Consider the following 21,231-nt stretch of genomic DNA (forward strand, 5'->3'; position numbering starts at 1 on the left):
CTGTCGTCTTGAGGATGAAAAATGTCGCAAAGTTCCTCATCGCTGGATGACCTGTTCGGCCCCGCCGCAGCAAAGCCCGACGGTTCCGAAGTGCTTGCTGCGTTGACCGCAGCGGTGCACGAACGCATCCTCATCCTTGACGGCGCCATGGGCACGCAGATCCAGGGCCTGGGGTTTGACGAGGACCATTTCCGGGGTGAGGCCTTCGCCGGCTGTGCCTGCCACCAGCAGGGCAACAACGATCTGCTGATCCTGACGCAGCCTGGGGCGATCGAGGAGATCCACTATCAGTACGCCATCGCCGGCGCGGATATCCTTGAAACCAACACCTTCTCCTCGACCTCAATCGCCCAGGCCGATTACGGCATGGAGGATGCGGTCTACGCGTTGAACCGCGATGGCGCGCGACTGGTGCGCCGCGCCGCTGTTCGTGCCGAGCAGGAGGACGGCAAGCGCCGTTTCGTCGCCGGCGCGCTCGGGCCGACCAACCGCACCGCCTCGATGTCGCCAGACGTGAACAATCCCGGCTATCGCGCCGTGACCTTCGACGACCTGCGCCTTGCCTATGGCGAGCAGTTGCGCGGCCTGATCGACGGCGGCGCCGACATCATCCTGATCGAGACGATCTTCGACACGCTGAACGCCAAGGCGGCGATCTTCGCCTGCAACGAGATCTTCATCGAGAAGGGTGTGTACCTGCCGGTGATGATCTCCGGCACCATCACCGACCTGTCCGGCCGCACTCTGTCCGGGCAGACGCCGACCGCCTTCTGGCATTCGGTGCGCCATGCCAGCCCCTTCACCATCGGCCTGAATTGCGCGCTCGGCGCCAACGCCATGCGCGCGCATCTGGCCGAGATATCCGGCGTCGCCGATACGTTCACTTGCGCCTATCCGAATGCTGGCCTGCCCAATGAATTCGGCAGGTATGACGAGAGCCCGGAATTCATGGCCGCGCAGGTCGAGGATTTTGCGCGGGAAGGGCTGGTCAATGTCGTCGGCGGCTGCTGCGGCTCGACACCCGATCATATCGGCGCCATCGCCGAGGCGGTCAAAAAGTATCCGCCGCGCGCCATTCCCGAGATCGAACGCAAGATGCGCCTGTCGGGCCTGGAGCCGTTCACGCTGACCGACGAGATTCCCTTCGTCAATGTCGGCGAGCGCACGAATGTCACCGGGTCGGCCAAGTTCAGGAAGCTGATCACGGCGGGCGACTATGTGACCGCGCTCGACGTGGCGCGCGACCAGGTCGCCAATGGCGCGCAGATCATCGACATCAACATGGACGAGGGCTTGATCGATTCCAAGAAGGCGATGGTCGAGTACCTCAACCTGATCGCCGCCGAGCCGGATATCGCCCGTCTGCCCGTCATGGTCGACAGTTCGAAATGGGAGATCATCGAGGCCGGCCTGAAATGCGTGCAGGGCAAGCCGCTGGTCAATTCCATCTCGATGAAGGAAGGCGAGGAAGCGTTCCTGCATCATGCCAGGCTGGTGCGCGCCTATGGCGCGGCCGTGGTCGTCATGGCCTTCGACGAGGCCGGGCAGGCCGACACCAAGGCGCGCAAGGTCCAGATCTGCACCCGTGCCTACAAGCTGCTCACCGAGCAGGCCGGTTTCCCGCCCGAGGATATCGTCTTCGACCCCAACGTCTTCGCGGTTGCCACCGGCATCGAGGAGCACGACAACTACGGCGTCGACTTCATCGAAGCCACCGGCGAGATCACCTCGACGCTGCCGCATGCCCATATTTCCGGCGGCGTGTCGAACCTGTCCTTCTCGTTTCGCGGCAACGAGCCGGTGCGCGAGGCCATGCATGCGGTGTTCCTCTATCACGCCATCCAGCGCGGCATGGATATGGGTATCGTCAATGCCGGCCAGCTCGCCGTCTACGATACGATCGAGCCCGCGCTGCGCGAGGCCTGCGAGGATGTCGTGCTCAACCGCGTGCCTAGGGTCGGCGGCACCGCCACGGAGCGCATGCTGGAGATCGCCGAACGCTTCAAGGGCACGGCGGGCAAGGAAGCGCGGGAGCGCGATCTCGCCTGGCGCGACCTGCCGGTCGAGCAGCGGATTTCCCATGCGCTGGTCAACGGCATCACCGAATTCATCGACGCCGACACCGAGGAAGCACGGCTGGCGGCCGAGCGGCCGCTGCACGTCATCGAAGGCCCGTTGATGGCCGGCATGAATGTCGTCGGCGACCTGTTCGGCGCGGGCAAGATGTTCTTGCCGCAAGTGGTGAAGTCGGCGCGGGTGATGAAGCAGGCAGTGGCCGGGCTGCTGCCGCACATGGAGGCCGAGAAGCTGGCCAACGCCGCCAATGGCATCGATAATGACGAGCGCCAGACGGCCGGAAAAATCCTGATGGCGACGGTCAAGGGCGATGTCCACGACATCGGCAAGAACATCGTCGGCGTCGTTCTCGCCTGCAACAATTATGAGATCATCGATCTCGGCGTCATGGTGCCGGCGGCCAAGATCCTGCAGACGGCGCGTGAGCAAAGTGTCGACATTATCGGCCTATCCGGCCTGATCACGCCGTCGCTTGATGAGATGGTGCATATGGCCTCCGAGATGGAGCGCGAAGGCTTCGACATTCCGCTGCTGATCGGCGGCGCGACGACCAGCCGCGTGCACACGGCGGTGAAGATCCACCCACGCTATTCCAGGGGCCAGACGGTCTACGTCACCGACGCAAGCCGCGCCGTCGGCGTGGTGTCGTCGCTTTTGTCAAACGAGACCAAGGGCGGTTATGTCGAGACCGTGCGGGCCGAGTACAAGAAGGTCGCCGACGCGCATGCCCGCTCCGAAGCCGACAAGCAGCGACTGCCGCTGCCCAGGGCGAGGGCCAATGCGCACCGGATCGACTGGTCGGCCTATGAGCCGCCAAAACCGTCCTTCACCGGCGTAAAAGTGTTCGACAACTGGGACTTGACGGAGCTTGCGCGCTACATCGACTGGTCGCCATTCTTCCAGACCTGGGAGCTGAAGGGCCGTTATCCTAGGATCCTCGAGGATGAGGCGCAGGGGCCAGCCGCGCGCCAGCTGTTCGAGGATGCGCAGGCGATGCTGAAGAAGATCATCGCCGAAAAGTGGTTTGCGCCACGCGGCGTCATCGGTTTCTGGCCGGCCAACGCCGTCGGCGACGATATCAGGCTGTTCACCGACGAGGCGCGATCGCAGGAACTGGCGACGTTCTTCACGTTGCGCCAGCAACTGACCAAGCGAGACGGCAAGGCCAATGTCGCGCTGTCGGACTTCGTCGCACCCACCGAGAGTTGCAAGCCCGATTATATCGGTGGCTTCATCGTCACCGCCGGCATTGAGGAGGTGTCGATATCAGAGCGATTCGAACGGGCCAATGACGATTATTCCTCGATCATGGTCAAGGCGCTGGCCGACCGTTTCGCCGAGGCCTTCGCCGAGCGTATGCACGAGAAGGTGCGCAAGGAATTCTGGGGCTACGCAACTGACGAGGCATTGGCACCGGACGATTTGATCGGTGAGTCCTATTGCGGCATCCGCCCGGCGCCCGGCTATCCGGCGCAGCCCGACCATACCGAAAAGGCAACGCTGTTCCGGTTGCTCGACGGCGAGCGCAATGCGGGCGTCAGCCTGACCGAAAGCTATGCGATGTGGCCGGGCTCTTCCGTGTCGGGCATTTATCTCGCCCATCCCGAAAGCTATTATTTCGGCGTCGCCAAGATCGAACGCGACCAGGTCGAGGATTATGCGCGCCGTAAGGCGATGCCAATCGCCGATGTCGAGCGCTGGCTCGGCCCCATTCTCAACTATGTGCCGGCACACTATGCCGAGGCGGCTGAATAGCGGCGGCAAGCTCTGTCTTTTTCGATCTGACAGCTAGCGGTGACGGTACTTTTCGAGTCGGCTTGGGCGCGCCGTCGAAAAGGGGGAGGGTGGAAAAATCGCCCGATTGGCCCCGATAGTTGGCGAAACCTCAAAATATTTCTTGCGGCGATTTTCCTTTTAAAATCAAAAGCGTAACTCTTTGACGGACCATGCGTCGGCTTTCGGTGCCGCAAGCAAGAAAACCCAGCTAGATCAATGACCTAGCTGGGCTAACAACAATCGAGTGGGAGTGAGGGGGAACGGCGGTATCGTAAATTCGTGCCTTCTAAATCTCCGCTGCCTTTTCGATCGGATGCTTTCGACAGTTTCTTGTGCTCCTTCCTAGCCAAGCGTTTGACCGATCTGATACGTCGTTGCTTCGCGAGTAAATCCCATTCCGCCTCATAGAGGGCTATGGCGTGCAAATCGGCGGCTCATAAAAGCCCGAACCAGTGACGAAGCCGGCCCGCTCGCGCCAGAAACAGACCCATGCGGTCAAACCAGATACTTGCCTGAGTCAAGGCCACAAGGACATCAGCCATCCAAAGGTGCGAACCACTTGCCGATTCGCTTCGCGCCTATTTCAGCCGCTGCTGGAGGACTGTGAAGCGACAGGGGCGGGCCAATCCATCAGCCTGCCATCCAACCGCCATCCACCATCAGGTTGATGCCGGTGACGTAGCTCGCCATGTCGCTGGCGAGGAATAGGGCTGCACCGGCAACGTCGCTCGGGGCCCCAAGCCGTGGCCACGGCGTGCGCCGGCGTGAATAGTCGAGCGCATCCGGGTCGTTGGCCACGCCCGGCTTGGTTGTGGCGCGCGAGCGTAAGGCTGACTGGATTGGACATCGCAAGAACCTGCGTCACCATGCTTGATCTTTTAGGGCCGGTCCGCGCCAAAAGGCAGTCAGCGTCAAGCCCGCAAGAAATGACGCGCCGCTACCTGAGGATCGTATGTTACTTCGAGGACTAGGTAATCGTACGGTCGTCAGTAACTCGACTCCGGCACACTCGATCTCCTCCGCAGCATCACTCTATACTCCGGGCCGACAACGCTCCGTTACCAGAGAAGAATAGAATGCAAACGCAAGCTTCCCCAAAGGCAACCGCGGCAGATGTGGCGCTCGCCTTAAGGAACGGGTCGCATGTTCGACCGTTTGGCCGTCGCGGAACTATACGGAACGATACGGGAAGGGTCCTGATTTTAACCCGCGAAGAAGCCAATGAAATCAACGGCCTTGATACGTCCTCCGGGCCCACCATTATCGTTATTTATCAATGACTTAGCAGCTTTTTAGGTCCTCGGTTAGCCAGGCGGGGATGGCGAACCCCACTGCATCACATTGATTTCCTTGCGTTATGGTGGGCTACTGACAATCGGAAGAGGCGGTTGAGAAGATAGTGCTCCAGGTTTCGCAGATAGCAGCGTTGGTTTAGCCGACTCCGATGACACAGCGAGTGCTTGCTGCAGAGATCGCGCCAGATCACCGGCCTCAGATGGTAAGGTCAGGAGGGGAGGGAATAAGGGGAATATGAGTCCCGACAGGTTGAGCCTAGCAGGAGCGACGCCTCGGAAAAGGATTTCTAAGGCATCAGTCGATCAGAGATACCCTTCCGCTTTCGGGACGAAGTTACCGACAAGCGGCCAATCCGCTGACATTGTAGCGGACGTCCAGCAAGGTACTACACTTCCCAAAAGCCGACATCGACGCCGGCGGTCGCTAGCTGACCATTCCAGCGGTGTGCTGGTCCAACGAGACATTCGTTTGTGCGAAGCAACGGTCCGCCGCTTTGGCCGGACGCCACATTTCCTTCCAAGTTTCGACCCGCCACGTCCCACCACTGGTCGATAGCGCGGTCGGCGCCGAGGTTGCATCGGCGCCTTGAGAGGCGCATTTTCAGCGCTCGTCGTCGTAGACTGTCTTGTCGAAGCCAGTGAACGTATTCGACTTTAAAAATATGTTCGGCCCATGGCTTCATGCATGCGGGCCAAGAATGTTCACCTTCGCTTCCATGATATGGTTGTACATACTTAGCTCCGCCCCTACGCTGTCCCGGTCCCTGATGGCCGCTAGGATTTCTCGATGCTTTGCGATGTATCCCCTCATTCTGTCCGGTGTGAGTGATTGCTCTTTCATCCGACCCCAAAGATTTCCGGCCCGCACCTCATGGATTACTTCGTACAGTGACGAAAGAAGACCGTTTCTTGCCGCCTCGACGACGATGCGGTGAAAGACGGCATCCCACTTTTCGAACTCGACAAGCGTCTCGGCGGCGCTCCCCTTGTCGATCGATTTTTGTAGTTCATCGATCTCCTGCGGCGTCGCTCTGAGCGCGGCCAATCCGGCGACTTTTGGCTCGATGATCAAACGCGTCTCGAACACTTCTGCTGGATAGGTGCGGACCGCGTCGCCCGCGCTGCCTGGCGGACGGCGTAGTGCCGTTGACGTGACTCCGCTGCCTGCGATGAAAGTGCCCCTTCCCACGTGCCTTGTCAGGCGCCCCTCGTTCTCGAGCGAAGCGAGCATCCTCCGCAACGCGGTGCGAGGCAGGCCAAGCTTTAGCGCCAAATCGCGCTCGGGTGGCAGGCGGTCGCCTGGCTCCAATCCCTCCGCCTCGATGAAATCCTTCAGTACCACGCTCATCATCCTAACCTTGAAACTTTTTTTCGCAACCAATTTGATCCATGTTGACACCAATATCAAGACCAATGTTAAGTTGATCGCATGTTTTAACCCAATTTGGTTGCGAATGGTGTCCTACGTGAAGCCAAATCCAGTACAGAAGACTTACGCGGAATCCCAGAGTGACGTGGCCGCCGTCGCCGGCAAAGCGCGGACGCAACTCTTCATCGGCGGGCGGTGGCTGCATGCGAAAAACGCACTCGCCTTTGACGTGGTCGATCCTTCGACGGCCCGAGTCATTGCAACAGTCGCCGACGGCGACGTCGCGGATGCGATCGCCGCGGTAGATGCTGCCGCTGCTGCCGCCGAGCCTTGGAAGGCAACATCGCCGCGCTGTCGCTCGGACATGCTGATGAAGTGCTTTCATCTTATGACCGAGCGCTCGGATTGGCTGGCAAGGCTCATCTCCGTCGAGAATGGCAAAGCTCTGGCCGATGCTCGGTCCGAAGTGGCATATGCTGCGGAATTCTTCCGCTGGTATGCTGAAGAAGCCGTCAGGAATCGAGGAGAGTTTGGTCTCGCGCCATCGGGAGCGAACCAGATCATCGTAAACCAAGAGCCGATTGGCATCGCGGTGTTGGTAACGCCCTGGAACTTTCCGGCGGCCATGGCGACCCGCAAGATTGCTCCCGCCCTGGCGGCTGGATGCACTTGTGTCCTGAAACCCGCGGCGGAGACACCGCTCACCGCGCTGGCGATCGGCGAAATCATGGCCGAAGCAGGCGTTCCCGGCGGCGTCGTGAACGTCCTGACGACCCGGAAGGCCGGGCCCGTCGTCAACGCCTTGCTCCATGACAAGCGGGTCAGGAAGCTTTCCTTCACCGGTTCGACCGGTGTCGGCCGAATTCTCCTCAAGGAGGCGGCCGACCAAGTCGTCAGCTGCTCCATGGAACTCGGCGGGAACGCACCGTTCGTCGTGTTCGACGACGCCGACCTCGACGTCGCGGTAGCGGGCGCGATGGTCGCCAAGATGCGCAATGGCGGAGAGGCATGCACCGCTGCGAACCGCTTCTATGTCCAGCGCGGTATTCTGGAGGACTTCACCCGGCGTCTCGGCGAGGAGATGGCGGCGCTCAAGGTCGGTCCAGGCCTGGTCCCGGAGACCCAGTTGGGCCCTTTGATCACCAAAGCCGCCATGAGCAAGGTCGCCAGTCTGGTCGAAGATGCCGTCGCCAAGGGAGCGCGCGTCGTGACCGGCGGCTTCCGGTACGACGGTGACGGCTTCTTTTATCCGCCTACCGTGCTTGCGGACGTCCCCGCCGACGCAGCTCTCCTGAACGAGGAAATCTTCGGTCCGGTCGCGCCGATCGTCGCCTTCGATACGGAGGACGAAGTTGTCCGCATGGCGAACGACACCGAATATGGACTGGTGTCCTATGTGTTCAGCCGCGATCTGAAACGGGCGCTCGCCGTTGCCGGTCGGATCGAGAGCGGCATGGTCGGCATCAACCGTGGCGTCGTTTCCGACGCGGCCGCTCCATTCGGCGGCATGAAGCAGAGCGGCTTGGGCCGTGAGGGCAGCCACCACGGCATGCTCGAATATCTGGAGACAAAATACATCGCGGCTGGCTGGTAACCAGCGGATCGCAAAGCAGATCGGCTCCGTAACTGACGGCGGCGCCGGAGGAAGTCTTCTATTCAACAAAAGAGAGGAAATGCAGAATGAACGCTTTCAGAAGAACTCGTGCCAAGCTACTCGGGTGCCTCGCGGCAATCGCGGCCGCAGGTGCGCTTCTTGCCCCTGTCGATGCATCGGCGGGAAAGGTCGTGGACGGCATCAGGCAGAAGGGAAACCTGGTCTGCGGCGTCGGACAGGCGGTTCCAGGCTTCTCGGCGCCGGCGGCGAACGGCGACCTTGCGGGTATCGACATCGATTTCTGCAAATCCATGGCAGCCGCTGTCCTGGGTGACGCGACCAAATTGACCTACCGCCAGACTTCCTATTCGGACCGCTTCGTCCTCCTGGCCTCCGGCGAGATCGACGTCCTGGTGCATGATACGACGACCACTCTAAACCGCGAAGGCGCTCAGAAAGCGCGCTTCACCTCGCCGAATTACTTCGACGGCTACACATTCATGGTGTCGAAATCCCTCGGCGTGGATAGCCCAGACAAGCTCGCCGACGCCACGGTCTGCATCCTCCAGGGGTCTACGTTCGAGGTGAACACCGAGAACTTCTTCAAGTCGCGCGGCCTCAAGTATACACCGCTCGTTCTCGGTACCTGGGAGCAGCTTGACGCCGCGTTTTTCGGCGGCCGCTGCGACGCCTTCGGCGGCAACTACGGCAATCTTGCCGGATCGCGGGCGGCCCATGGAAACGCCAGCGACTACATCATCTTTCCGGAATTCATCACGCTGGAACCATATGCGCCCGCCGTCTACGGCGGTGACGACGAACTTTTCCTGACCGCTCGCTGGGTGATGTTCGCACTTGTCGAGGCCGAGCGGCTCGGCATCACCCAGGCGAACGTCAAGGAAATGGCCACCTCCTCGACCAATCCCGAAGTGCAACAACTGCTTGGCAAGACTCCCGGCAACGGCAAGGATTTGAGCCTTCCCGAGGACTGGGTCGTGAAGGTCGTCTCCGCGGTCGGCAACTACGGCGAGAGCTTCGAACGCAACCTTGGCAAGAGCTCGCCGCTCAAGCTCGATCGCGGCCTGAACGCCCTCTGGACCAAGGGCGGTCTCATGTATGCGGCTCCACTGAGATGATCAGTCGGACCCGCCTTCACGGCCTGGTCTTTGTGGCGACAGCCACAGCCATAGTCATTTGGCTGTCGCTCAATTTCTCGGCTAACCTGGCGGCACGGGGCATGACGATCGACTTCGGATTTCTGTCCGCGCCGACGTCATTCCCCATCGGGGAATCGTTGATCGCCTACAGTTCGGGCGATACGTACCTGAGGGCCCTGATTGCCGGACTGCTGAACACCATTCATCTCGCACTGTCGAGCATTGTCTTGGCGACCGTGTTCGGCATCGCTGTGGGACTGGCGGCGCGCATCGGCCACCCGCTGCTCACCAGCGCCGCAAAGGCGTATGTGGAGTTCACCCGAAACGTCCCGTTGCTTTTGATTCTCGTGGTCTGCGCAACGGCGGTTCGCGAGTTGCCCGCGCCACGTCAAGCGTGGATGCTCTTCGACGGTGTGATCCTTTCCAGCCGGGGACTTTATCTGCCGATGCCGGTCTTCTCCGGTGGATGGGCATTGGGCATCGCCGCGGTCATCCTCGCCGCAACGACTTCGGTCGTCTGGAAATGGTCACTGCGAGGCAGAAGCAGATTGGGTAGCTTTCCGTTCGCCAGCCGGGCCGCCTTGACCTTCTGCGTGGCGGGCTTCGCATCTCTCGTCGTCTGGGTTTGCCTCACGACGTCTATGGACTGGCCAAGGCTTACGGCCTTCAACTTCCGTGGGGGCTGGAGCGTTACCCCAGAATACCTGGCCATGATGTTCGGTCTGGGCTTCTACACATCCGGCTTCATAGCCGAGATTGTCAGGGGCAGCCTGGCAGCGATCCCAAAGGGTCAGTCCGAAGCCGCCGCGTCGCTGGGCCTCAGCACGCTGCTTTCGCTTTGGCTCGTCCAGGCGCCGCAGGCGATCCGGCTCACGCTTCCTCCCCTGGCCAATCAATATCTCAACCTGATCAAGAACACGACCCTGGCGGTCCTGATCGGATTTCCGGACCTCGTGTCCGTTGGAAACACGGCACTCAACCAGACTGGGCGCGCGATCGAAACCGTCAGCATCTACCTGCTGATCTACCTTTCACTCAGCCTGATCACGTCGATGATCATCCGACGGCTCGAAAGGCGCGCGCAAGTGGTGAAGCTATGAGTGACCTCGCCGTCTCGGCGGTTGTCCGCCAACGTCCAACCATTGCGAAACGGATGGGTGCCCTTTTCAATCCTTGGCCCCATGCGCTTGTGACGATCCTCGCCGCGGCCGTCATCTCGTATGGTACCGTCGAGCTCCTGCGTTGGGCCGTCATCGACGCCACGTTCAGGGCCGCTACTCCGGACGACTGCCGCGCCGCCGGTGGCGCCTGCTGGTCGATGCTGCGGGCACGGTACAACATCATCCTGTTCGGCAGCTACCCGCCCCAGGAATACTGGCGTCCGACCGCCGCGGTCCTCCTTGTCCTTGGCCTGTTGGTGGCGAGCGGATTCAGAACCCTCTGGAAGCCCTGGCTGGCCTTCGCTTGGGTCGCGACGATGATCGCGAGCGCCGTGCTAATGAGTGGTGGCCTGCCGGGTCTGCCGGACGTTCCGACGAGCAAGTGGGGCGGCCTTCCCCTCACCGTGGGCCTGTCGGCATTCGGCATTATCCTGGCACTGCCGCTGTCTGTCTTGATCGCACTCGGCCGTCGCTCCCAGGTCGGAGTGGTCAAGCGGTTTTGCGATACCTATGTCGAGATCGTCAGGGGTCTTCCTTTGCTCGCGGTCCTCTTCGTCGCGTCTACCCTGCTCCCGCTGTTGCTTCCGTTCGGAGGAAACGTCGACACGGTGTTACGCGCCCAGATCGCGCTTGTCCTGTTCCAGGCGGCCTATCTCGCCGAAGCGATCCGGTCGGGGCTAGCAGCTGTTCCGCGCGGACAGTCGGAAGCCGCGGCGAGCCTTGGCCTGCCGGACGGGCTCGTTTCGCGTCTCGTGGTCCTTCCTCAGGCGTTCCGGATTGCCCTGCCTGCCATCATCAACACGTTCATCGAGTCCATCAAGGACACGACCCTGATCAGCGTGATCGGCCTCGTTGACGTGCTCGGCGGCGCTCGTGGCGCTATCGCCGATGGCGTCTGGATGGGTTTCTACGGCGAAGCCTACCTTGCAGTGGGCGCGGCCTTCTTCGCTTTCTGCTTCATCTTGTCACTGCATTCCCGCCGACTCGAAGAGGACTTCGCTCGGGAGCGGAGATAGCACGATACACCGATCCACCGCTCACTTCGCAGTCGGCGAATCCAGACAACACCGGAGACCGTCATGTCCATACTGAGTTCTACCGCGGCCCGCGACATAGCCCATCAGCTGCACCCTTACACCAATGCGATCCGGCACGAGGCGATCGGTCCCATCGTCATCGACAGGGGCGAGGGCGTCTATGCCTACGACGATCAGGGTCGTCGTTACCTGGAGGGTCTGGCGGGCCTATGGAGCGTGGCGGTCGGCTTCGGGGAAAAGAGGCTCGTGGAGGCGGCGAAGAGACAGCTGGAGAAACTGCCTTACTACCACATCTTCAGCCACAAATCGCATATGCCGTCGATCGCTCTGGCGGAAAAGCTGGCCGAGATGACGCCCGGCGATCTGTCGCATGTCTTCTTCACGAACTCGGGCTCGGAAGCAAACGACACCGTCGTCAAGCTGCTCTGGTATTACAACAACGCCTGCGGTCGGCCCAAGAAGAAGAAGTTCCTTGCGCGCGAGCAGGCTTATCACGGTATCACCGTCGCGTCGGGAAGCCTGACCGGGCTTCCGAACAATCACCGGGATTTCGATCTCCCCGCGATCCCCGTGCGGCACCTCACTTGCCCGCATTACTACCACTTCGGCCAGGAAGGCGAGACCGAGGCACAGTTCGTCGACCGCCTGATCGGCGAGCTCGAGGCTGTGATCGCAGAGGAAGGCGCGGAAACAATCGCGGCTTTCATCGGCGAGCCCTTGATGTCTGCAGGTGGGGTAATTCCTCCGCCGAACCAATATTGGGAGCGCGTGCAAGCGGTATGCCGACGCAATGACATTCTAATCGTGGCTGATGAGGTCATCACTGGGTTCGGGCGTCTGGGGACGATGTTCGGAAGTGAACACTACAACATCCAGCCAGACATCCTGGTGCTTTCCAAGCAGATTACCTCTTCCTACCAGCCATTGGCAGCGGTCGTCATAAGCGATGCGATCTACAAGGCGGTGGCTGAAAACACGGGAAAGATCGGCACTTTCGGGCACGGCTACACCGGAAGTGGCCATCCGGTGGCTACCGCCGTGGCGTTGGAGAACATAGCAATCATCGAGGAACGGCAACTTGTCGAAAACGCGGCTAGGATGGGCCGTGTTCTGCAATCAAGGCTCGCCGCGCTTGCAGATCATCCCCTTGTCGGCGAAGTTCGGGGGGCCGGCCTGATCGCAGGCGTGGAGCTCGTCGCCGACAAATCCACCAAAGCCAGTTTCGACGAACCGGGCCGGGTCGGTGCCTACGTATTTCATCGCGCTCATCATCATGGCCTCGTGGTTCGGGCCATCACGGATACGATCGCGTTCTGCCCGCCCCTTATCATCAGCGAAGACCAGATCGAGGAACTGGTCAGCGCCTTCGAAAGGACGCTCGAGGATACAGTTCGATGGATCGCCAGCGGCAAGCCCGCCTACTGAGATCCCAAAGCCACCAGCAAGCGGTCTGCTCGTGGCGGCCAGCACCAATATGAGGACAACGACATGACACTGAACTCGATCAACGGGAGGGGCTAGTGAAAGCGACGGCAATATCCGCGACCGATGTCGCAGTCGAAATCACGAGAGTGAACAAATGGTACGGTGAGTTCCAGGTTCTGTCTGACGTCAATCTCAGGGTCATGAGAGGCGAGCGCATCGTGGTGGCCGGTCCATCCGGGTCTGGCAAATCGACGATGATCCGCTGCATGAACAGGCTCGAGGAGCATCAGGAAGGGCGCATCGTCGTCGACGGGATCGAACTTACCAGCGACCTCAAGAGGATCGACGAGGTCCGCAGGGATATCGGGATGGTGTTCCAGCAGTTCAATCTGTTTCCCCATCTCACAATTCTCGAGAACTGCACGCTTGCGCCGATCTGGGTCCGGAAGATTCCGAAGAAGCAGGCGGAGGAGCGCGCGATGCATTTCCTGGCGCGGGTGAAGATACCTGAGCAGGCGCACAAATATCCCAGCCAGCTCTCGGGCGGGCAGCAGCAAAGAGTAGCTATCGCGCGTTCCCTCTGCATGAACCCGCGCATCATGTTGTTTGATGAACCAACCTCGGCGCTCGATCCGGAGATGGTCAAAGAAGTGCTCGAGACGATGGTGACGCTTGCCGAGGACGGCATGACCATGATCTGCGTCACGCACGAGATGGGTTTCGCGCGTCAGGTCGGCGACAGGATAGTCTTCATGGACGGGGGACGGATCGTCGAGCAGAACACACCAGCCGAGTTCTTCGACAATCCCCAGCACGAACGCACTAGGATGTTCCTGAGCCAGATATTGAATTGACCCGCATTGCGCAGGGGCGGTTGTGCGAGGCGCCGTCCCGCCTCACGTCCTCGCCACCAGTTCGACAAGGACCCTGTGGGAGGCCATCGACAAGTAGTGCTCCGATTGGACCGAATGTGATGACCTTTTCGATTCCGCTCATCGAGGTGGCGGCATTATTTCCAACGCGCTCGCTATCTGCGCGGCTGACCATATGCACCAACCGCTCGGACTACCCGCCAGCCATCGATGGATCGGCGGGTGTTGTTTGCCAGCCACGCGAGAAAGTTCTGGTCCATGATCCCAACGAAACTCGATCCCGTCGATCTGCGCATCCTGGATGCCATCCAGCGCGATGGACGCATAACCAAGCTGGCACTAGCCGAGAAAGTCGGGTTGTCGCCCTCGCCATGCTGGGCGCGGCTGAGAAAGCTCGAAAAGGTGGGTATCGTCTCCGGCTACCATGCGAAAGTCGCCGTGCGGACAGTGACGCCCGTTACCACCGTGCTGATGGAAGTCACGCTCCGCAATCATCGCCACTCCGATTTCATCCTATTCGAACGTGTCATCCGCGACGTCCCGGAAGTCGTCGCCTGCTGGTCGGTTGGTGGGGGTGTCGACTACGTCCTGAAAGTGATGGCGCGCGACATCGAAGCCTACCAGGAGTTAGTAGATGCAATGCTTGCGCGCGAGATGGGCGTCGATCGCTATTTCACCTACATCGTCACCAGGACGGTGAAAGAGGAGGTTGTGCTGCCATTGGCAGGCCTGCTGCGGGTGTCATTGTAGCAGCAAAAGAGAGATCATGCTGGAGGAGGGGTCCAAGACAGACAATCTCTCTACAAAAAGGCTGCCAAACGGTCTTTTTTGATCACGGCGCGGGTCTAGCCTCTAGGCATTGGAGGTTGATTTCCGCCTGTATTACCCGCTCCGGCCTCGGCATGATGGCCGCCGTCGAATTCGTTGCGAACCGCGAGACCAAAGAGGCATTCGACCCAGCCCTGAAGGTCGGGGCCGGATCTCCCAGGCGGCGCGCGACCGCAATCTTATTGCCAGTGCCATGCCGCATGGAGACATTCTGGGGTTTGCGCCGCCCGTCGTTATGACGGAGTCCGAAATTGATGAGATGGTCTCGATCGCCAAGGCGGCCGTAAACGAGGTCGCGCAAACGATCGATGGCTAAAGGCGCCGAGCAACGGTGGAGTGGAAACGGCACGCATGGAAGACGCCTCAAGAATGTCCCCTGTTCTGAAAGTTCGCGAACTTCGCAAAGCCTTTGGCGCGACCAGCGTTCTCAATGGGGTGAGCTTCCAGATGCGGCAGGGCGAGGTCATCTCCCTCATTGGCTCGTCCGGGTCAGGAAAGAGCACCGCTCTACGATGCATTAATTTCCTGGAGACCCCGAGTTCGGGAGAGATTGAGGTGATGGGCGACGCGATTTCCGCCGTGCAGAACGAACGTCGTGAAACGGAAATCGTCAACGCGGCCAATATCAGAGTTTTTCGCCGACGCATCGGCATGGTGTTCCAGAGCTTCAATTTGTGGCCCCATCGGACCGTGCTCGGAAATGTGACCGAAGCATTGATCTACGTTCTGCGGCAGGACAAGCGCGACGCGGAAGAAACAGCACTTTCCGCGCTCTCGAAGGTGGGCATGGCCGACTTCAGCCACCGCTATCCAAGCCAGCTTTCGGGCGGCCAGCAGCAGCGCGTGGCAATCGCGCGTGTCCTGGCGATGCGGCCCAAACTGATGCTTTTTGACGAACCAACCTCCGCGCTTGATCCCGAACTGGTCGGCGAGGTCTTGAGGGTCATCAGAACGCTTGCCGGCGAGGGGGCGACCATTCTCCTCGTCACGCATGAAATGAGGTTCGCACGGGAGGTGTCGAACCGAATGATATTCCTGCACAAAGGTACCGTTGAGCAGGATGCCTCGCCGGAAGAACTGTTTTGCAATCCCGCATCCGAGGCGGTGAATCGGTTTCTTTCCAGCGTTATCTCAACAGCCGCCTGATGGCGGCCATCACCATAAAGCAAAAAGGGGAAATTGCATGCGCACTAAGAACACACTTCGCTCAGTTTTCGCATCCTGCCTTGTCCTGACGGCGGCAATGGGGTTCGCACGGGCCGACGATGGCGTTTTACGCGTCGGCACCGAAGGTGATGCGCCGCAATTCAGCATGGCCGATGCCAACGGCAACGTCACCGGGTTCGACGCCGATATCGCCAACGGCATCTGCGCCGAACTTAAGGTTAAGTGCAAATTCGTGGTTCAGACGTTCAGTTCGCTGGTTCCGTCGATGGACAAAGATCGCTTCGATATCATCATCTCGGGTCTTGGCATCACCGACGAGAGAATGAAAAAGATCGACTACTCCATTCCATACGCAACCACGCCCCAGTATTTTGTGGTTCCCAAGGACTCTGCTCTCGTCGGGCTGAAGAGCCTTCCAGAAATTGAAAAGGCGCTGGCAGGAAAGACCGTAGGTGTAGTGAACGGCACCACCTACGCAAAGTTCATCAAGAAGCATATTCCGACCGCAGACTTGAAGACCTACGACGCCACTACCCAGCAGAATTCCGATCTTGCGACAGGCCGGCTCGACGCCGCCTTTGGGGATTCCCCGACCTGGGTTGACTTTCTCGGCTCCCCGGACGGCGCCAACTTTGCCCGCATCGACGTCAAGGTCACCGGGGCCGACGATCACGAAGCGCTAGGTTATGGTATGGGCGTCGGCCTGCGCAAGGGCAATGCCGAGCTCAAGGCCAAGCTGGACGCTGCGCTCTGCGACATGATCAGCAACGGCAAGGTAAAGGCGACCTCGGAAAACTGGTTCAAGGACGACTACACCATCGCGTGCAAGAAGTGATCGTTCCACTGTCAACAGATCGTCGCGGCCATGCCGCGACGATCCCGGGATGTTTTCATGTTGAACGATATTTGGGTGCTGATGGTAGAGAAGGGCTGGACCCTTGCACTGCTGCGCGGCGCCGGCGTTACGGTTCTAATTGGTGTTCTTGGCGTGGTTATAGGGCTGGCGGCGGCAATACCGCTTGCCATTCTTCGTTGGCGCCGAATGCCTGTCCTGTCTCAGCTTGTCGATGCCTACAGCATCATCATTCGTGGCGTTCCGGGACTGCTGGTCATCTATCTCCTGTTTTTCGGCTCGGTCGATTGGGTACAGAAAATTGCCTCCGCATTCGGCTATGCGGACAGCGCCGAAAACGCCTATCCATTCATTGTCGGCATCATCGCAATCGCCGCCATCTCATGCGCGTACTCTGTGGAGGTCATACGAGGCGCACTGCAGGCCGTCCCCCTTGGTCTGCTGGAAGCGGCTCGATCGCTTTCGTTGACGCCACGCTTGACCTTTTTTCGGGTGACGCTGCCGCTCGCCCTCAGGTTGGCGTTGGGGGGGATCAATAACGTATGGCAGATGACGATCAAGGATACGTCGCTCGTATCCGTCGTCGGCATGCAGGAATTGATGCGCACAGCAGCGATCGCCGCGGGCATCACGCGTTCACCGCTTCTGTTCTATTGCGTGGCGGCAGCTATGTTCTTTGGCATGACCGCCGTGAGTCAAATTCTGTTTAACCGCGCTGAAAAATACTTCAATCGCGGCTTCAGCAGGGGGTAAAATGGATTTGAGCATCATCACGTATGCGGTTCCATTTCTCCTCGTCGGCGCGAAGACAACCCTGCTGATTGCACTTCTTGGGGTCGGCCTCGGATTGCCGTTCGGCATTCTTGTGGCAATAACCCGCACATCCAAAGTCGTCATGATCCGGAGATGCGCCGATTTCTATTGCGCGGTTTTCAGGGGCACCCCGATGCTCGTGCAGATCTTCGTCATTTACTACGGCCTCGCTCAGATAGGATTCATACGCCATAACGCGATCCTCTGGTGGTTGATCGGCGACAGTCTGCATGCTGCCGTCCTCGCCGTCATTCTCAACACGGGTGCCTATACGGCGGAAATTTTCCGCACTGCTCTCCTCTCGCTGCCGCGTGGGCTTATCGAGGCGGGGGAGGCCTGCGGCATGTCCCCGTGGGTGATTTTCCAGCGTATCAAGTTCCCCCTGGCGCTGCGGCAGGCCTTGCCTTCCTACAGCACTGAGGTTGCCGTTATCGTCAAGGAATCGAGCCTAGCCTCCACCATAACGGTGCTTGAAATCACTGGCCATGCCAAACGGCTGATGAGCGAGACATTCGCCATCATGGAAATCTTCGTCATCACCGCCGTCTTTTATCTCGTGATCAACGTCGTCTGTCTGACTGCTCTGAATGTCATCGAAAGACGCCTGTCTTTCGAGCCGCGTTCCGCACGCTGAAAGGGTTTCCATGTCAAAGCTTACCTTTGTCGACCAGAAAAATCTCCCCGAACCCAGGAGAGGGGTACCACTGCCGGAACGACGTGTGGACGGCGATCCCCGTTTTCTGACTTGGGATATCGCGCAAACTTCCGATGGCCAGGTGCAGGCCGGAGTATGGGAGGTCACACTTGGCGCCTATCGTTCCGTCAAGGGCGAGATCTTCGAATTCTGCTACATCCTTTCGGGGGTTTCGGAACTCGTTGAGGATGGGTTCGAGCCACGTCGAATCGCAGCAGGCGATGCTTTCGTCATGCATCCCGGATTCACGGGGGTCTGGCGAGTGATCGAAACGACGCGAAAGCTCTGGGTTTCCCGCGATTGAGCGGAACTACGTCCGAGCTGCCTGAACCAAGAGGCACACCATGAGTATCGAAGATTCCGCGCGCCAATTCAAATCCGTGCCGTATTGGTGGGATGACTGCGCGTTCTCTTCCTTGCCGGTGCGGCCGGTGGTCCCTCGATGCGACGTCGCCATCGTCGGGGGCGGCTATGCGGGCCTATCCGCAGCCATTGAGCTTGCGAGGGCCGGGCGCAGCGTTCAGCTTTTCGACCGGCTACCGATAGGGCAAGCCGCATCCAGCCGCAACGGCGGCATGGCGAGCGGCAGCATAAGGCCGGGCCGAAAACAATTGATCCGGAGGTTTGGAGAAGCTCGTGCCAACGGCATCCTGATGGAGGGAAAGGCTGCGCGAGAGGATCTTTGGCGCTTTCTTGAAGAGGAGAAGGTCGAGTGTGACTTTTTCCTATCTGGCCTTTTCGATGGAGCGATAAATCAACACGAATGTGACGAATTGAGCCGCTATGCCGAGCTATTGCAACGGTTTCTCGGGATTGAGGCGTATTCAGTTGCCCGCCCAGAAGTGTCGCAATACGTCGGAACCGACTTCTACGCTGGCGGTTTCGTGCGCATGGATATTGGTGGGCTGCATCCCGCCAAGCTGCTTTCCGGCATACTGCGAATCGCCCGGGCGACAGATGCGGTCATTCATGAGAACACCGCGGTTCTGGGGACGAGTGCTGAGGTGGGCGGGGTGCGTGTCGCCACATCGCGCGGCGAGGTGTTCGCCAAGAAGGTGCTGGTATGCACCAACGCCTATACTGACGGCTTCGATCCCTGGCTTCGCCGTCGTCTCGTGCCCGTGCGCAGCCGCATCGTCGCCACTGAGCCCCTGGGTGACGGCGTTATGGAGCGCCTGATGCCCAAGCGCATGATGTACGGCGACACGAGGCAGCTCAGCTACTACTACCGTCCATCGCCAGACGGCTCGCGCATTCTCTTTGGCGGGCGCGACGGCACGACGGAAGGCGACCCGCTTGCCCCCACCACGCACCTGCGCTCCGAACTTGGCCGCATATTCCCCGAACTGGCAGGTATTGGTCTTACGCATAGCTGGTTCGGCCAGGTCGCAATGAACCGGGACATGGTTCCACGCCTGTTTACTTCGGGAGACACGGTCTACGCCACTGGCTTCTGCGGCTCCGGCGTGGTTTGGGCACGCTGGCTCGGCAAGAAGGCAGCCTTCAAACTTCTTGGCGAGACAGAGAAGGCGCGATCGGCCTTCGACTTCGATCCAGCGCCGAAGGCAGTGCCCTTCTACCGGGGAAGGCCGTGGTTCATCCCGATTGTCTATTCACTCTACGAGTGGAGGGATAGGCGCGCGATGTTCCGACGCAATGGAAGGGAAGGGCGATCATGAGCTTTCTTTCCCCTGTGATCGCGTCATGGACCATCTGAATTCGGACGCCCGACCTGGAGCGCAAGGCGGACCTGCCCGATGTTTCATGCGCGAACCCCTGAGATGCGAGCGCCGCCATTAACCATCGATTAACTATCCGGTCGCCTTTAATTCAATTTTGCAGCATACTGATTTGGGTAGCGAGGCTGCTCAAGGAGACTGGAACCAGAGGGTAATTCTCCTGTTCGCGCACCTGCCACTTTCATTCACGGCAGTCGAAATAAAAAATGAAGCGACGGAACACCGTCGTCTTATGGGGAGGCGCCAGCATCATGTTTGATGAGGAGCGCCAGAATGAATATCGAAGACGCAGTTACGGCAGTGACGTCAGAAGCGAGCGCGCTCATGTCTTGCCTCGGCCAGCCAGTTGTCGCCTACCACGTCACGGAAATCATGAGAGAGGCAGACCTGGCACACGCCCGCGAGATGCAGCTCGCGCTGGTGCGACGAAGCATCGAGGCTCTTGTCGATGACGGACTGGAAGGCGTCGCCGCCGAACATTTTGCATCCCAGTTCGAGGGCCGCATCGGCTTGACCTGGAGACTGCTGCACGCGTCCGACGGCGCGGCGCATTGATCAAGACCAGACCGGTCTTGGTCAAGCTCTGGCAAGGCAGCTTCGCGGCGCAAAGCTGCCTGTGGCCTGTGCATTAGCGATGTCCGCTTCTGGTGAACCGACAGGATCGTAGGAATGACTGCCGTCAGGCGCAAAGCAGTCGTTCATGAGGCGTGGCGGGAACGACTGGAATGGGTCATGGCATGCCGTTGGATGCCATTCTGAAATGTGTTGAGGGTGGGTCCAAACTGATGCAAGACGATCGCAGCTTGAGGGCAGCCCGTGAGAATGTTGCCAGCTAGGCGTGCTTTAGATCACTCCTCCTCTTGGTCTTTCGGTTCGCCAAACCATACGAGATCATACGAGAGATATGGATTGGCGAACCAGCCGCTAACATACTGATTTTGTGTAGAAAACGTTGACCCTCCGGGCCCACCATAACCATTGATTCTATTGATAAAAAAGTGCCTCGGCCCAAAACGTTTTGGGCCCATTATGGGCCCAACAAAAAAAGCGGCCGATAAGCCGCCCTGCACCGGTCCGATTGAAACCATTCATTTGATGACGCATAGCGGTGTCCGCTGCTTTATAGCGTCGCGTTTCGCCTCCCGCTTGTTGATGGCGGGGCGATGTCGACGGCCATCCGCTTCTTGTTGGCCTTCCGTACGTACGCGTCCGTCACCGTCATCGAGGAATGTCCCATCGCTTCCATAATGGCGCGTGCCTGGATGTTGCATTCGGCGAGATGCGTGCCGAAGGTGCGGCGCAGACGGTGCAAGGTGTAGCCGTCCGGAATGCCGGCCTGCTTGTTCCAATGTGCCATCATGCCGGTGATGGCGACC

General features: G+C 59.7%; 17 protein-coding genes and 2 pseudogenes. 16 read left to right on the forward strand and 3 right to left on the reverse strand.

Annotation, left to right across the window (positions count from 1 at the left end; translation table 11 throughout):
* Window positions 1-21: 21 nt before the first annotated feature.
* Window positions 22-3,831 (forward strand): methionine synthase, encoded by a 3,810-nt coding sequence (gene metH, locus NKI95_RS29940; protein WP_352721355.1) that lies wholly within the window; start codon window positions 22-24, stop codon window positions 3,829-3,831.
* Between the two features lie 651 nt (window positions 3,832-4,482).
* Here the strand turns inward: metH and NKI95_RS29945 are convergent.
* Window positions 4,483-4,665: pseudogene (locus NKI95_RS29945) on the reverse strand (SDR family oxidoreductase); the annotation flags it as partial.
* A gap of 1,161 nt (window positions 4,666-5,826) precedes the next feature.
* Window positions 5,827-6,495: a FadR/GntR family transcriptional regulator gene (locus NKI95_RS29950; RefSeq protein WP_352721358.1), complete on the reverse strand. Its 669-nt coding sequence runs from the start codon at window positions 6,493-6,495 to the stop codon at window positions 5,827-5,829.
* Window positions 6,496-6,601: 106 nt separating this feature from the next.
* Here NKI95_RS29950 and NKI95_RS29955 point away from each other — a divergent pair, with 106 nt between their 5' ends.
* From NKI95_RS29955 to NKI95_RS30025, 15 genes and pseudogenes are all read left to right on the forward strand, one after another.
* Entirely contained in the window at window positions 6,602-8,110 is a 1,509-nt protein-coding gene (locus NKI95_RS29955) for an NAD-dependent succinate-semialdehyde dehydrogenase (protein WP_352721424.1), read from the forward strand.
* A gap of 86 nt (window positions 8,111-8,196) precedes the next feature.
* Complete coding sequence (locus NKI95_RS29960; RefSeq protein WP_352721360.1) at window positions 8,197-9,246, forward strand: transporter substrate-binding domain-containing protein; 1,050 nt, start codon at window positions 8,197-8,199, stop codon at window positions 9,244-9,246.
* Between the two features lie 101 nt (window positions 9,247-9,347).
* A complete protein-coding gene (locus NKI95_RS29965) occupies window positions 9,348-10,367 on the forward strand; it encodes an ABC transporter permease subunit (protein WP_352721362.1) in 1,020 nt (339 codons plus the stop codon).
* Window positions 10,364-11,443, forward strand: coding sequence for an amino acid ABC transporter permease (locus NKI95_RS29970; RefSeq protein WP_352721364.1), 1,080 nt, complete (start codon window positions 10,364-10,366; stop codon window positions 11,441-11,443). The genes NKI95_RS29965 and NKI95_RS29970 overlap by 4 nt, the downstream gene beginning before the upstream one ends.
* 63 nt (window positions 11,444-11,506) lie before the next feature.
* Entirely contained in the window at window positions 11,507-12,889 is a 1,383-nt protein-coding gene (locus tag NKI95_RS29975) for an aspartate aminotransferase family protein (RefSeq protein WP_352721366.1), read from the forward strand.
* A 95-nt stretch (window positions 12,890-12,984) separates the two neighbouring features.
* Window positions 12,985-13,743: an amino acid ABC transporter ATP-binding protein gene (locus tag NKI95_RS29980; RefSeq protein WP_352721367.1), complete on the forward strand. Its 759-nt coding sequence runs from the start codon at window positions 12,985-12,987 to the stop codon at window positions 13,741-13,743.
* A 276-nt stretch (window positions 13,744-14,019) separates the two neighbouring features.
* Entirely contained in the window at window positions 14,020-14,511 is a 492-nt protein-coding gene (locus tag NKI95_RS29985; protein WP_352721369.1) for an Lrp/AsnC family transcriptional regulator, read from the forward strand.
* 143 nt (window positions 14,512-14,654) lie between these two features.
* Window positions 14,655-14,905 (forward strand): annotated as a pseudogene (locus tag NKI95_RS29990) (aspartate aminotransferase family protein); the annotation flags it as partial.
* A 53-nt stretch (window positions 14,906-14,958) separates the two neighbouring features.
* Entirely contained in the window at window positions 14,959-15,735 is a 777-nt protein-coding gene (locus NKI95_RS29995; protein WP_352721425.1) for an amino acid ABC transporter ATP-binding protein, read from the forward strand.
* 37 nt (window positions 15,736-15,772) lie between these two features.
* Window positions 15,773-16,591, forward strand: a complete 819-nt coding sequence (locus NKI95_RS30000; protein ID WP_352721371.1) for a transporter substrate-binding domain-containing protein — start codon at window positions 15,773-15,775, stop codon at window positions 16,589-16,591.
* Between the two features lie 57 nt (window positions 16,592-16,648).
* Window positions 16,649-17,362 carry an ABC transporter permease gene (locus NKI95_RS30005; protein WP_352721372.1) on the forward strand — a complete coding sequence of 238 codons (714 nt, stop codon included), beginning with the start codon at window positions 16,649-16,651 and terminating at the stop codon, window positions 17,360-17,362.
* A gap of 1 nt (window position 17,363) precedes the next feature.
* A complete protein-coding gene (locus tag NKI95_RS30010; protein ID WP_352721373.1) occupies window positions 17,364-18,056 on the forward strand; it encodes an ABC transporter permease in 693 nt (230 codons plus the stop codon).
* 10 nt (window positions 18,057-18,066) lie between these two features.
* A complete protein-coding gene (locus tag NKI95_RS30015; RefSeq protein ID WP_352721375.1) occupies window positions 18,067-18,420 on the forward strand; it encodes a cupin domain-containing protein in 354 nt (117 codons plus the stop codon).
* A gap of 40 nt (window positions 18,421-18,460) precedes the next feature.
* Complete coding sequence (locus NKI95_RS30020) at window positions 18,461-19,795, forward strand: NAD(P)/FAD-dependent oxidoreductase (protein WP_352721377.1); 1,335 nt, start codon at window positions 18,461-18,463, stop codon at window positions 19,793-19,795.
* A 333-nt stretch (window positions 19,796-20,128) separates the two neighbouring features.
* Window positions 20,129-20,410 (forward strand): hypothetical protein, encoded by a 282-nt coding sequence (locus NKI95_RS30025; protein ID WP_352721378.1) that lies wholly within the window; start codon window positions 20,129-20,131, stop codon window positions 20,408-20,410.
* A gap of 565 nt (window positions 20,411-20,975) precedes the next feature.
* On the opposite strand, the gene NKI95_RS30030 is transcribed toward NKI95_RS30025, so the two are convergent.
* The gene (locus tag NKI95_RS30030) at window positions 20,976-21,215 is read right to left on the reverse strand and encodes a tyrosine-type recombinase/integrase (RefSeq protein WP_352721379.1); all 240 of its coding nucleotides are present in this window, start codon (window positions 21,213-21,215) and stop codon (window positions 20,976-20,978) included.
* Window positions 21,216-21,231: the final 16 nt, after the last annotated feature.

Origin of the sequence: Mesorhizobium sp. M0306, assembly GCF_040321655.1 — a bacterium.
Classification (GTDB): Bacteria; Pseudomonadota; Alphaproteobacteria; order Rhizobiales; family Rhizobiaceae; genus Mesorhizobium.

Bases quoted from the DNA above. Each gene is read 5' to 3' on its own strand.
- metH (WP_352721355.1), top strand. From the start codon at position 22: ATGTCGCAAAGTTCCTCATCGCTGGATGACCTGTTCGGCCCCGCCGCA.
- NKI95_RS29950 (WP_352721358.1), bottom strand. From the start codon at position 6,495: ATGAGCGTGGTACTGAAGGATTTCATCGAGGCGGAGGGATTGGAGCCA.
- NKI95_RS29955 (WP_352721424.1), top strand. From the start codon at position 6,602: ATGGTGTCCTACGTGAAGCCAAATCCAGTACAGAAGACTTACGCGGAA.
- NKI95_RS29960 (WP_352721360.1), top strand. From the start codon at position 8,197: ATGAACGCTTTCAGAAGAACTCGTGCCAAGCTACTCGGGTGCCTCGCG.
- NKI95_RS29965 (WP_352721362.1), top strand. From the start codon at position 9,348: ATGACGATCGACTTCGGATTTCTGTCCGCGCCGACGTCATTCCCCATC.
- NKI95_RS29970 (WP_352721364.1), top strand. From the start codon at position 10,364: ATGAGTGACCTCGCCGTCTCGGCGGTTGTCCGCCAACGTCCAACCATT.
- NKI95_RS29975 (WP_352721366.1), top strand. From the start codon at position 11,507: ATGTCCATACTGAGTTCTACCGCGGCCCGCGACATAGCCCATCAGCTG.
- NKI95_RS29985 (WP_352721369.1), top strand. From the start codon at position 14,020: ATGATCCCAACGAAACTCGATCCCGTCGATCTGCGCATCCTGGATGCC.
- NKI95_RS29995 (WP_352721425.1), top strand. From the start codon at position 14,959: ATGTCCCCTGTTCTGAAAGTTCGCGAACTTCGCAAAGCCTTTGGCGCG.
- NKI95_RS30000 (WP_352721371.1), top strand. From the start codon at position 15,773: ATGCGCACTAAGAACACACTTCGCTCAGTTTTCGCATCCTGCCTTGTC.
- NKI95_RS30005 (WP_352721372.1), top strand. From the start codon at position 16,649: ATGTTGAACGATATTTGGGTGCTGATGGTAGAGAAGGGCTGGACCCTT.
- NKI95_RS30010 (WP_352721373.1), top strand. From the start codon at position 17,364: ATGGATTTGAGCATCATCACGTATGCGGTTCCATTTCTCCTCGTCGGC.
- NKI95_RS30015 (WP_352721375.1), top strand. From the start codon at position 18,067: ATGTCAAAGCTTACCTTTGTCGACCAGAAAAATCTCCCCGAACCCAGG.
- NKI95_RS30020 (WP_352721377.1), top strand. From the start codon at position 18,461: ATGAGTATCGAAGATTCCGCGCGCCAATTCAAATCCGTGCCGTATTGG.
- NKI95_RS30025 (WP_352721378.1), top strand. From the start codon at position 20,129: ATGAATATCGAAGACGCAGTTACGGCAGTGACGTCAGAAGCGAGCGCG.
- NKI95_RS30030 (WP_352721379.1), bottom strand. From the start codon at position 21,215: ATGATGGCACATTGGAACAAGCAGGCCGGCATTCCGGACGGCTACACC.